The sequence below is a fragment of the Streptomyces sp. NPDC058664 genome, from assembly GCF_042716635.1.
In the GTDB taxonomy this organism is placed as follows: Bacteria; Actinomycetota; Actinomycetes; order Streptomycetales; family Streptomycetaceae; genus Streptomyces.
Genome location: NZ_JBHXRW010000039.1, coordinates 67,487 through 79,041, shown reverse-complemented (window position 1 = coordinate 79,041; position 11,555 = coordinate 67,487). Strand labels below are relative to the sequence as shown.

Here is an 11,555-nt window from a genome sequence, read left to right as displayed (position 1 = left end):
TTTTTTAATGATCCGCCCACCACCTTTATAAACCCCCACCCTTGCGGCGGATGCTACTTTTTTTAATATCACCCTGGGGCGCCACCCCCGGGGGGGCCCCCCTTCTGCGTTGTGCCGGGGGACGCTCAGTCCAGCGCCAGGCTCCTCAGGACCAGGCCCGTCGCCGGCTTGGGGCCGAAGGAGGTCGACTTGCGGGGCATCGTGACGCCCTGCCGGGCGAGGTCCCGTACGACCTCCTCGCGCACCGGGTGCATGAGGACGGCCGTACCGCCGCGGCGTTCCGCCTGGGCGACCGCGGCCTCCGTGTCGTGGATGTAGCTGATGTCCTCGGGGGCGTCCGGGATGTGCCAGACGTGCTCCAGGAGGGTGGAGTGCAGCACCGTCGCGTCCAGGGTGCGCCAGGCCGGGGGACGGTCCGTCCGGATCGTACGGTCCAGGAGGGCGGGGTCCGGCCGGTCGGCGAGGTGGAATCCGCCGTCACCGGCGAGGACGAAGGCGTTCCCGTCGGTCGTGGCGGTCGCGAGGGCCTCCAGGGCCGTCCGCAGGGACCCGTCGATCCGGCGTACCCGGAAGTGACCGTCGAGGGCCGCGAGGGCGTCCGACAGCGGCAGGCGGTTGAGGAGACGGTGGATGGCGCGGACCCGGAGGGGGTAGCGGACGGTGTCGATGAGGAGGACCAGGCCGTAGTTCCAGGGGCCCGGAGCGGGGTGCTCCTCGCGGAGGCGGAGATAGGTCGCCCAGCGGTGGTGGCCGTCGGCGATGAGAGCCTGGTGGCGGCCGAGCTCGCCGGCGATCGTGGCGAGCTCGGCGGGGTCCGTGACCGACCAGAGGCGGTGGTGGAAGCCGTCCTCCGTGGTGGTGGAGAGCAGGGGCTCGCGCCGGACGGTGTGCTCGATGACCGCGTTCGCGCCGCTCTCGTCCCCGCCCACGTACGTCAGGAGCAGGGGTTCCAGGTTGGCGGCGGTGGTCCTCATCAGGGCGGCGCGGTCCTCGACCACGTGCGGCATGACGTCCTCGTGGGGGAGGACGACTCCCTCGGCGGGTGTGGAGAGCTCCAGGGCTCCGATGACGCCGCGCTGGAGGATGCCGTCGCCGTGCTGCTCGTACACGTAGAGCGCGGGTTCCGGGTCCGGGGCGAGGACGCCGTCCGCGAGCCAGCGGTCGAGGGTGACGGCGGCCTTGCGGTGGCGGGTGCCGGCGGTGATGGCCTGCGGGAGGATCAGCCGGACGATGTTGTGCGGATCGGCCGATTCCAGGTGGAGCAGTCCGTCAGGTCGTACGACGACGTCGTAGGGAGGAGACGTCACGGCGGCGAGGCTGCCGACCCGTTCGGGGACGTAACGGAGTCCACGGAACGGGGCCAGGCGCAGTCCCGCGGTGTCGTCGCGGACGTCAGCGGCCGCGTGACCTGAGGTGTTCATCCCGTCATCGTAAGTGTGTGGTGGCCATGAGCGATGATCGGGGGAGCGAGGGAATCTCGCCCGGTGATGTGAGGAGCGTGCGGTGACGGTGCGGAACGGCGAGGGACAGCGGGACGTCGGCGGGAGGATGCCGGGGGGCAGTGCGGTGCCGTTGAGCGAGGCGTACGACACGGCGCTCCTGGACCTGGACGGTGTCGTGTACGCGGGAGCGGTGGCCGTTCCGTACGCCGTGGAGGCCCTCGGGGCGGCACGGGACGCCGGGATGCACCTGGCGTACGTCACCAACAACGCGCTGCGGACGCCGGAGGAGGTGGCGGCGCACCTCACCGAGCTCGGGGTGCCCGCGGAGGCCGGGGACGTGGTGACCTCGGCGCAGGCGGTGGCCCGGCTGATCGCCGATGAGGTGCCGGCCGGGTCCCCGGTGCTGGTGATCGGCGGTGAGGGGCTGCGGGTGGCGCTGCGCGAGCGGGGCCTGGTGCCGGTGGAGTCGGCGGAGGACGAGCCGGCGGCGGTCGTGCAGGGGTACGGGGGGCCGGAGCTGCCGTGGGGGCGGTTCGCTGAGGCGGCCCACGCGGTCGGGCGAGGGGTGCCGTGGTACGCGTCGAACACGGACCTGACGATTCCCGGGGCGCGGGGGATCGGGCCGGGGAACGGGGCCGCGGTCGAGGTCGTGCGGATCGCCACGGGCGGCCGGTTCGAGCCGAAGGTCGCGGGGAAGCCGCTGCCTCCGATGCACCGGGAGACGGTGCTGCGGACCGGGGCGCGGCGGCCGTTGGTCGTCGGGGACCGGCTGGACACGGACATCGAGGGCGCGTTCAACGGCGGGGTGGACTCGCTGCTCGTGCTGACCGGGGTGGCGGACGTGGCGCAGCTCCTCGCGGCCGTGCCGGAGCGCCGGCCGACGTATGTGGCGGCGGATCTGCGGGGGTTGCTCGTGGGGCAGCCCGAGGTCGTCGCCGAGGAGGACGGGGGCTTCGTGTGCGGAGGCTGGCGGGCGACGGTGAGCGGAGGCGCGCTGGTGCTCGAAGGGCCGGAGGGGTTCGAGGGCTCGGAGGCCGGTGCGGAGGACGTGATGGACGGGGTGCGAGCCCTGTGCGGGGCCGCCTGGTCGGCGGCCGACGCCGGCGGGGGCGTACCGGAGGCGGGGAAGGCCCTCGCACGGCTCGGGATGTGAATTGGGTAGGCTAACCTAACTTCATTTGGGCTGAGGGCACAGGAGTGCGGGTATGGACGGACGACAGCAGCGGCTGAGCGCGGAATCGGTCACCCTGGCGTACGAGCAGCGGGTCATCGCCCGTGAGCTGTCCGTCGAGATCCCCGACAACTCGTTCACCGTCATCGTCGGGCCGAACGCCTGCGGCAAGTCGACCCTGCTCCGCGCCCTCTCCCGGATGCTGAAGCCCAGCGAGGGGCGCGTCCTGCTCGACGGGCAGTCCATCCACTCCATGCCCGCCAAGAAGGTCGCCAGGACCCTCGGCCTGCTGCCCCAGACCTCCGTGGCGCCCGACGGCATCACCGTCGCCGACCTCGTCGCCCGCGGCCGCTACCCGCACCAGGGGTTGCTGCGCCAGTGGTCGCCCGAGGACGAGCGCGTCACCCTGGAGTCGATGGAGGCGACCGGCGTAGCCGAGCTGGCCGAGCGGTACGTGGACGAACTCTCCGGCGGTCAGCGGCAGCGCGTCTGGATCGCCATGGCGCTCGCCCAGCAGACCCCGCTCCTGCTGCTCGACGAGCCGACCACGTACCTCGACATCCAGCACCAGATCGACATCCTCGACCTCTGCGCCGAACTGCACGAGAACCAGGGGCGGACGCTCGTCGCCGTGCTGCACGACCTCAACCACGCGGCCCGGTACGCGACCCACCTCATCGCCGTCCGGGACGGCGCGGTGGTCGCCGAGGGCGCGCCGTCCGAGGTCGTGACCGCCGAACTCGTGGAGCGGGTCTTCGGGCTGCGCTGCCAGGTCATCGACGACCCTGAGACGGGGACGCCGCTGGTCGTACCGGCCGGACGCAAGGCCCGCGTCCCGCGGCCCGTGGCCTCGCCGGAGCCCGCCTCCCAGCCCGCCTCCCAGGAGCCCGCGCTACAGAAGTGAGCGCAGCCGCAGCAGGTCGCGGAAGCCCGCCTCCAGCCTGACCCGGCCGGAGGCCCACGCCTTCGCGAAGTTCAGCCGCCCGTCCACCATCGCCACCAGGTCGTCGCCGGTCATCGCCAGCCGGATCTCCGCCTTGTCCGGCGGCGGGCCCTGCACCGTCGACTCGACGCGGATCCGGCCGTCCGTCAGCCGGCCCGTGAACGTGGTGTCCAGGTCGGTGACGTGGCAGCTCAGGCTGCGGTCGAGCGCGGCGGCCCCGCGCACGTCGCCGTCCGCCCGCGCGAGGTTGTCGGAGAGTCTGTCCAGTGCCGTGCGGCACTCCGTGATCGTCGCCATCGCCGTCGACCGTACCCCAGGGGTTCGCGGTAGCGTCGAGGTCATGAACGACGCGATGCCCGAACCGGAGCCCACGGACCCGGCGGCTCCGCAGGACGCCCACGAACCCGCCGCGCCCGCGCCGCTCGGGATCGAGAGGGAACCCACCGGGTATCCCGGCGTCGACGCCCACCTGGCGCGTCTCGCCGAGGTGGACCACCTCCCGGCGGACGGACACCTGGAGGTGTACGAGGATGTACACCGTGGACTGCGCGCGGAGCTGACCTCGCTCGACGCGCATCCCGCCCCTCGTCCGTACGAAAACAGGAGCTGAACCCACCGTGGCAGGAGTGGCACGCCGCCGTCTCGACGCCGAGCTGGTCCGGCGCAAGCTCGCGCGCTCGCGCGAGCACGCCAGCCAGCTGATCGCCGCGGGCCGGGTGACCGTCGGCAAGACCGTCGCCACCAAGCCCGCCACCCAGGTCGAGACCGCCGCGGCCATCGTCGTCGTCCAGGACGACTCCGACCCCGACTACGTCTCGCGCGGCGGTCACAAGCTCGCCGGGGCCTTCGCCGCCTTCGTCCCCCGGGGGCTGAAGGTCGAGGGTCGGCGTGCCCTGGACGCGGGGGCTTCCACCGGTGGCTTCACCGACGTGCTGCTGCGGGCGGGCGCCGCCCACGTCGTCGCCGTCGACGTCGGCTACGGCCAGCTCGCCTGGTCGCTGCAGAGCGACGAGCGCGTCACCGTGAAGGACCGTACGAACGTCCGCGAGCTGACGCTCGACGCGATCGACGGCGTCCCCGTCGACCTCGTCGTCGGCGACCTCTCCTTCATCCCGCTCGGTCTCGTCCTGCCCGCCCTGGTGGCGTGCACGGCGCCCGACGCCGACCTCGTGCTGATGGTCAAGCCCCAGTTCGAGGTGGGCAAGGAGCGGCTCGGCACCGGCGGAGTCGTCCGTTCCACCGAACTCCGCGCGGACGCCGTGAAGAACGTGGCCCGGCGGGCCGCCGAACTCGGGCTCGGTGTCCTGGGCGTCACCGCCAGCCCGCTGCCCGGCCCCTCGGGCAACGTCGAGTACTTTCTGTGGCTGCGGGCAGGCGCGCCCGCGCTGGATCCGGCGGATGTCGACCGCGCCGTGGCGGAAGGACCTCGTTGAGCTCAACGGCAGCAGCACCAGAGACCGCACCACGTACCGTCTTCCTGCTCGCGCACACCGGCCGGCCGGCCGCCGTGCGCAGCGCCGAACTGGTCGTCCTCGGGCTGCTGCGCAGCGGCATCGGCGTCCGGGTCCTCGAGGCCGAGGCCGCGGATCTGCCGCTGCCGCCGTCCGTCGAGAAGGTCCCCGAGGCCTGCTCCGACGCCCTCGACGGCTGTGAACTCCTCGTCGTCCTCGGCGGCGACGGCACCCTGCTGCGCGGCGCCGAGTTCTCCCGTGCCTCCGGCGTCCCGATGCTCGGGGTCAACCTGGGCCGCGTCGGCTTCCTCGCGGAGGCCGAGCGCGACGACCTCGACAAGGTCGTCGACCGGGTCGTGACGAGGGCGTACGAGGTCGAGGAGCGGATGACCCTCGACGTCGTCGTGTACGAGAACGGCGACGTCCTCCACCGCGACTGGGCGCTCAACGAGGCCGCCGTGCAGAAGGTGTCCCCGGAACGGATGCTGGAGGTCGTCCTCGCGATCGACGGGCGCCCGGTGACCGGCTTCGGCTGCGACGGGGTGATCTGCGCGACACCGACGGGATCCACCGCGTACGCCTTCTCGGCGGGCGGCCCGGTCGTCTGGCCGGAGGTCGAGGCGCTGCTCATGGTCCCGATCGGCGCCCACGCGCTCTTCGCCAAGCCGCTGATCACCACCCCGCAGTCGGTGCTCGCCGTCGAGGTCGAGCCGCACACCCCGCACGGCGTGCTGTGGTGCGACGGACGGCGGACGGTGGAACTCCCGGCGGGCGCGCGGGTCGAGGTGCGGCGGGGCGCCGTGCCGGTGCGGCTCGCCCGGCTCCACCACGCCTCCTTCACGGACCGGCTCGTCGCCAAGTTCGCCCTTCCGGTGTCGGGGTGGCGGGGCGCACCGCGCTGACGCACCGGCCGATCGGGGGGCGCACCACGCCGGCGTACCGGCCGGCCGAGGGGTGCGTCGCGCCGACGCGCTTCGGCTTCCGGATCCGGTCGGAAGCCGAACGATCGGTGCGCCGGAGGGTTACGGCCGGGGGCGATGTCGCATCGCGGCACGGAAACCTCGTATGGTCTGGGGCGTGTTGGAGGAGATGCGGATACGGTCGCTCGGGGTCATCGACGACGCGGTGGTCGAGCTGTCGCCCGGCTTCACCGCGGTGACCGGTGAGACCGGCGCGGGCAAGACCATGGTGGTGACCAGCCTCGGGCTGCTGCTCGGTGGCCGGGCCGACCCTGCCCTGGTGCGGATCGGCGCGTCCTCGGCCGTCGTCGAGGGGCGGATCAGGGTGCCCGCGGGAGGGTCCGCCGCCGTACGCGCCGAGGAGGCCGGGGCGGAGCTCGACGAGGGCGTCCTGCTCGTCAGCCGTACCGTCTCGGCCGAGGGGCGCTCACGGGCCCACCTGGGCGGGCGCTCCGTGCCCGTCGGGCTGCTCGCGGAGCTCGCCGACGATCTCGTCGCCGTCCACGGCCAGACCGACCAGCAGGGCCTGCTCAAGCCCGCCCGGCAGCGCGGCGCGCTCGACCGGTACGCGGGCGAGGCCGTCTCCGTACCGCTCGCCGCCTACGCCGAGGCGTACCGGCGGCTGCGCGCCGTCACCGGAGAGCTGGACGAGATCACCACCCGGGCCAGGGAGCGGGCCCAGGAGGCCGATCTGCTGCGCTTCGGGCTCGGCGAGATCGAGGCCGTCGCCCCGCGCGCCGGGGAGGACGTCGAACTCGCCGCCGAGGCGGAGCGGCTCGGGCACGCCGAGGCACTCGCCTCCGCCGCCGCGCTCGCGCACGCCGCGCTCGCCGGAGTCCCCGAGGATCCCGAGTCCGTCGACGCCACGACCCTGGTCGCGGGCGCCGGCCGGGCCCTGGAGGCCGTACGGTCGCACGACCCGGCGCTCGCCGCGCTCGCCGACCGGATGGGGGAGATCTCCATCCTGCTCGGCGACGTGGCCACCGAGCTCGCCGGATACGCCGACGACCTGGACGCCGACCCGCTGCGGCTCGCCGCCGTCGAGGAGCGGCGCGCGGCGCTCACCCAACTCACCCGGAAGTACGGCGAGGACATCGCCGCTGTCCTGGCGTGGGCGGAGGAGAGCGCGGGCCGGCTCGGCGAGCTGGAGGGCGACGACGACCGCATCGAGGAACTCACCGCCGAGCGGGACCGGCTGCGCGACGACCTGTCCGTGCTCGCGCAGCGGCTTACCGACGCCCGTACGGAGACGGCCGACCGCTTCGCCGGCGCGGTCACGGCCGAGCTCGCCTCGCTCGCCATGCCCCACGCGCGCGTGTCCTTCGACATCCGCCAGACCGAGGACCCCGAAGGCGTCGAGGTCGGCGGCCGCCGGGTCGCCTACGGCCCGTCGGGGGCCGACGAGGTCGAGCTGCTGCTCGCCCCGCACCCCGGGGCCCCGCCGCGGCCCATCGCCAAGGGCGCGTCCGGCGGTGAGCTGTCCCGGGTGATGCTCGCGGTCGAGGTGGTCTTCGCCGGGGTCGACCCGGTGCCGACGTACCTCTTCGACGAGGTCGACGCCGGTGTCGGCGGCAAGGCGGCGGTCGAGATCGGCCGCCGGCTCGCCAAGCTCGCCAGGACCGCGCAGGTCGTGGTCGTCACCCATCTCCCGCAGGTCGCGGCCTTCGCCGACCGGCAGCTGCTCGTGGAGAAGACCAACGACGGCTCCGTGACCCGGTCGGGCGTCACCGTCCTGGAGGGCGAGGAGCGGGTACGGGAGCTGTCCCGGATGCTCGCGGGCCAGGAGGACTCCGAGACGGCCAGGGCGCACGCGGAGGAGCTGCTCGCGGCGGCCCGGGCGGACGGGTGAGGCGCCTCGCCGCCCTCGGGATCGCCGCCGGGGTGAGCCGGGCGGTGTACGAGGGGCTGCGGCGGTCCTCCGCGGACGCCCGGTGGATCCGGACCAACCACGCCGGGCGGAGCGTCGGCCTGTACGCCGGGCCCGCCGTCGCCCTCGGTGCGGCGCTCGGGACCGGCAGCGGGCCCGCCGCGCTCGCCGTCCTCGCCGCCGGGGCCTGCGGCGCCTACGACGACGTGCGGAAGGACCACCGGCGGGGCTTCCGGGCGCACCTGACGGCGCTGCGGGACGGCGAGGTGACCAGCGGGGCCGTCAAGCTCCTCGGCATCGGCGCCGCCTCGCTCGTGGCCGGGTCGCTGCTCAAGGAACGGGCCGTGGACAAGGTCCTGGCCGGCGTCGTCATCGCCGGCACCGCCCATCTCGTGAACCTGGTGGACGTACGGCCGGGCCGTGCGGCCCTGACCGTGCTCGCCATCGGCGCGCCCGGTCTCGTACGGGGTTCGCTCGCCGCCGCCCCGATGGGGGCCGCCGTCGCGGTCCTCGGCGACGACCTCGGCGAGCGCACCATGCTCGGTGACACGGGCGCGCACGCGCTCGGCGCCGGCGTCGGCGCCGCGATCGCCGCCGGGAACGGGCGGCTCGGACTCGCCGCGCACGCGGCCGCGCTGATCGCCGCCGCGACCTGGGGGGAGTGCGAGGCCGCCTCGCGCGCTCACCCGAGTGAGTGAACCCGTGGGGTGAGTGCCGGAGCCGTACGCCTCCCGTACAGGGGAACGACGCCATTTCGGTGCCGGAACGTGCGTACGGTCAGGGGTTCGGGCTGGCATCCTGGGCGCGTGACACAGCTCCGTACGGTCCAAGTGCTGGGCGGCGGCAGCGCGGGCAGCAGCGCTCACGTCCGATCACTTGCCTCGGGGCTCGTGGCGAGGGGCGTGCGGGTGACCGTGTGCGCCCCTGCCGAACTCGACCACGTCTACGACTACCTGGGCGCCGGCGCGCACTTCGTGCCCCTGCCGCGCCTCGGCGGCTCCGCCACGGTCACCGCGCTCCGCAACGCCTGCGTCGGCGCGGACGTCGTCCACGCGCACGGGTTGCCGGCGTCCGTACGGGCCGCGCTCGCGCTGTCCGGCGGGGGCGGGAGCGGCGGTCGTGCGCCGCTCGTGACGACCTGGGACAGCCGGATCCACGTGGACGGCGCGCGCGGTGGGATGTTGCGGCTCCTGGAGCGGAGGACCGTACGGGCCGCGACCGTCGTCCTCGCCACCTCCTCCGAACTCGTCGACCGGGCCCGGCGGCGCGGGGCCAGGGACGCCCGGCTCGCCCCCGTCACCGTGCCGCCCGCGCGCGGGCCCGTATGCCTCCACGACGGCAAGGCCCGCGCCGAACTGGGAGCCGTCGAACGGCCGTTGCTGATGGCGGTCGGGGCGCTCGAACGGGGGCGGGGTTACCGGACGCTGCTCGACGCGGCCCGGGAATGGCGCGGCCTCGACCCGCAGCCGCTCCTCGTGATCGCGGGCGAGGGACGCGAACGGGCCGCCCTCCAGCGGCGGATCGTCTCCGAGGACCTGCCGGTGCGGCTGATCGGGCGGCGCGAGGACGTCGCGGAACTCCTTGCGGCGGCGGACGTGGCCGTGCTGCCGTCCCGGTGGGAGGCGCGGTCCCTGCTGGCACAGGAGGCGCTGCGGCTCGGGGTGCCGCTCGTCGCCACGGCGGTGGGCGGAGTCCCGGAACTCGTCGGCGACGCGGCGGAGTTGGTTCCGTACGGGGACGCGGGGGCGCTCGCGGAGGCCGTGCGGGGACTGCTCGAGGACGTGGAGCGGCGGATGGACCTGGCGGCGGCGGGGCGGGTGCAGGCGGGGACTTGGCCGACCGAGGACGAGACGGTGGCGCACGTGCTGAGCGTGTACGACGAGCTGGTGGGGCGCTGACGGGGTTCGGACGCGGGTGTGGGTGGGAGTTCCGTGGAACGCCCACCCACCACCCGCCGTCACGGCGTGTGGCGGCGGGCCCTCAGGGCCAGGGAGAGGGCCAGGACCGTCTGGGGGTCGTCCAGGTCCGTGCCCAGGAGTTCGGAGATGCGGGCCAGGCGGTTGTAGAGGGTCTGACGGTTGAGGTGGAGTTCGCGGGCCGTCTCCGCCTTGCGGCCCGCGTGCGCCAGATACGTCTCCAGGGTCGGCAGGAGCGGCGGGCGGGACGTCCGGTCGTGATCCCGCAGGGGGCCGATCGCACGGTCCACGAACGCCGCCAGGACCGTGTCCCCGTGGAAGTGCAGGCGCCACAGGAGCAGGTCGATGTCGAGGCGCCTGGCGTCGTACCAGGGCAGCTCCGAGAGGCCCTGCGCCGCCGTCGCCGTCTCCGCGGCGTGCCGCAGGCCCGCCGAGGCCGCCGCCCAGCTGCCCGCGACGCCGACCACGACCACCGGCGGGTGCACGCCGGCCCGTTCCAGGCCGGCCCGTTCCACGCCGGCGCGCAGCGCCGCCGCGACCCGGTCCGCGACCGCCGTCCGCTCCGACTCCGAGCGCAGGCCGAGCAGCAGCGGCACCCGGCCCTCCACCGGGCGGACGCCCAGGAGGACCGGGACGCCGACGGACGCCAGTTCCTCCAGGACCGCGCGGGCCAACAGCGCCCAGTTGCCCGAGGGGGAGAGCTCCGAGGCCAGCCGCATCACCACCGGCAGGAGCGGGCCGTCGCCCGGCTTGAAGCCGAGGACCCGCGCCTGCGCCGGTGCGTCCTCGGCCGTGATCCTGCCCTCGGCCAGATCGGTCAGGAAGTCGCCCCGGCCGCGCGCGGCCAGTTCCTCCTCCTGGCGCGCCTGCATGAGGACGACCGCGAGGAGGCCGGCCGCGCGCTCGGCCGCCATCCGGTGCACGGGGGAGAGGGGGCCGGAGACCGACAGGAGGACGAGACGGGCCCGTACCGAGCCCGTACCGGGGCCGCCGCCGGGCACGTCGACCAGGACCGTGCCGGTCGGCGGGCCGGATTCGCGGGCCGCCCGCTGGCCGCGCAGCCCGTCCCACACCTGGAGCGGGTCGGCGGGCGCGGACTCGGTGCCCGCCGCGTAGAGCAGCTGTCCGTCGGCGGTCTCCAGGAAGACCGGGTTGGCGGCGAAGTCGGAGAGGATGCGCAGCACCTGCGGGACCCCTCCGCCGCCGAGCAGGGCCTCCGTGCACTGCCGGTGAACCTCTTCGGCCTGCCGCTGGAGCGCGTAGTGGCCGTTGACGATCTCGGTGTGGATCTCCTCCGTGACGGCGACGAACGGCACCTCGCGGTGGAGCTGGACGAGCGGCAGGCCCGCCGTCCGCGCGGTCTCCACTATCGTCGCCGGAAGGCGGGCGAAGCGCGGGCCCAGTTCGACGACGAGCGCCGCGATGCCCCGGTCCGCGAGCCGGCGGACGAAAGCGCGTTGTTCGGCCGGCCGGGTGCCCAGGCCGAGGCCGGTCGTGAGCAGCAGCTCGCCGCCCTTGAGCAGCGACGCGATGTTCGGCACCTCGCCCGCGTGCACCCAGCGCACCGTGCGGTGCAGCCGGTCGGCGCCGGCGACGACCTCCGGGAGCCCGCCGCGCAGTCCCGGGAGTTCGAGTGCCCGCTGCACGGTGATCCCGCCCTGATTGTCCATGGGGCCGGACGCTACCCGTGTCCGTGTTTCCGCGACATCACCCCACGGTCACGGGGCCGGACACTTCGTACAACGGGGCGACAACTCGTCGCGCCCCGGCCTGAATTGCGCGACCGCATGTCGATTGTGGCCTGCG

Annotated in this window: 11 protein-coding genes; 8 read left to right on the top strand and 3 right to left on the bottom strand. The window is 74.4% G+C overall.

The genetic code is table 11. From position 1 onward, the window contains the following. Positions 1 to 125: 125 nt before the first annotated feature. Positions 126 to 1,421, bottom strand: a complete 1,296-nt coding sequence (locus tag ACFWUY_RS27955) for a DUF1015 domain-containing protein (protein WP_384115291.1) — start codon at positions 1,419 to 1,421, stop codon at positions 126 to 128. Between the two features lie 127 nt (positions 1,422 to 1,548). Here ACFWUY_RS27955 and ACFWUY_RS27950 point away from each other — a divergent pair, with 127 nt between their 5' ends. Both ACFWUY_RS27950 and ACFWUY_RS27945 read left to right on the top strand, forming a co-directional pair. Beyond that, positions 1,549 to 2,595 carry an HAD hydrolase-like protein gene (locus ACFWUY_RS27950; RefSeq protein WP_384115304.1) on the top strand — a complete coding sequence of 349 codons (1,047 nt, stop codon included), beginning with the start codon at positions 1,549 to 1,551 and terminating at the stop codon, positions 2,593 to 2,595. 52 nt (positions 2,596 to 2,647) lie between these two features. Then, complete coding sequence (locus ACFWUY_RS27945; protein ID WP_384115288.1) at positions 2,648 to 3,517, top strand: ABC transporter ATP-binding protein; 870 nt, start codon at positions 2,648 to 2,650, stop codon at positions 3,515 to 3,517. On the opposite strand, the gene ACFWUY_RS27940 is transcribed toward ACFWUY_RS27945, so the two are convergent. After that, a complete protein-coding gene (locus ACFWUY_RS27940) occupies positions 3,506 to 3,853 on the bottom strand; it encodes an SCP2 sterol-binding domain-containing protein (protein WP_384115284.1) in 348 nt (115 codons plus the stop codon). The genes ACFWUY_RS27945 and ACFWUY_RS27940 overlap by 12 nt on opposite strands. A 43-nt stretch (positions 3,854 to 3,896) precedes the next feature. On the opposite strand from ACFWUY_RS27940, the gene ACFWUY_RS27935 reads away from it, so the two are divergent. From ACFWUY_RS27935 to ACFWUY_RS27910, 6 genes are all read left to right on the top strand, one after another. Continuing rightward, positions 3,897 to 4,166, top strand: a complete 270-nt coding sequence (locus ACFWUY_RS27935; RefSeq protein WP_384115281.1) for a hypothetical protein — start codon at positions 3,897 to 3,899, stop codon at positions 4,164 to 4,166. Positions 4,167 to 4,173: 7 nt separating this feature from the next. Next, positions 4,174 to 4,989: a TlyA family RNA methyltransferase gene (locus ACFWUY_RS27930; RefSeq protein ID WP_384115278.1), complete on the top strand. Its 816-nt coding sequence runs from the start codon at positions 4,174 to 4,176 to the stop codon at positions 4,987 to 4,989. Further along, positions 4,986 to 5,909 (top strand): NAD kinase, encoded by a 924-nt coding sequence (locus ACFWUY_RS27925; RefSeq protein WP_384115274.1) that lies wholly within the window; start codon positions 4,986 to 4,988, stop codon positions 5,907 to 5,909. Before ACFWUY_RS27930 ends, ACFWUY_RS27925 begins: the two co-directional genes overlap by 4 nt. A 163-nt stretch (positions 5,910 to 6,072) precedes the next feature. Then, positions 6,073 to 7,815, top strand: coding sequence for a DNA repair protein RecN (recN, locus tag ACFWUY_RS27920; protein ID WP_384115271.1), 1,743 nt, complete (start codon positions 6,073 to 6,075; stop codon positions 7,813 to 7,815). Beyond that, positions 7,812 to 8,531 (top strand): hypothetical protein, encoded by a 720-nt coding sequence (locus ACFWUY_RS27915; protein WP_384115268.1) that lies wholly within the window; start codon positions 7,812 to 7,814, stop codon positions 8,529 to 8,531. The genes recN and ACFWUY_RS27915 overlap by 4 nt, the downstream gene beginning before the upstream one ends. 108 nt (positions 8,532 to 8,639) lie before the next feature. After that, positions 8,640 to 9,731, top strand: coding sequence for a glycosyltransferase family 4 protein (locus ACFWUY_RS27910; RefSeq protein ID WP_384115265.1), 1,092 nt, complete (start codon positions 8,640 to 8,642; stop codon positions 9,729 to 9,731). A gap of 59 nt (positions 9,732 to 9,790) precedes the next feature. Here the strand turns inward: ACFWUY_RS27910 and ACFWUY_RS27905 are convergent, their stop codons facing one another. Then, positions 9,791 to 11,419 carry a PucR family transcriptional regulator gene (locus ACFWUY_RS27905; RefSeq protein WP_384115262.1) on the bottom strand — a complete coding sequence of 543 codons (1,629 nt, stop codon included), beginning with the start codon at positions 11,417 to 11,419 and terminating at the stop codon, positions 9,791 to 9,793. Positions 11,420 to 11,555 lie beyond the last annotated feature (136 nt).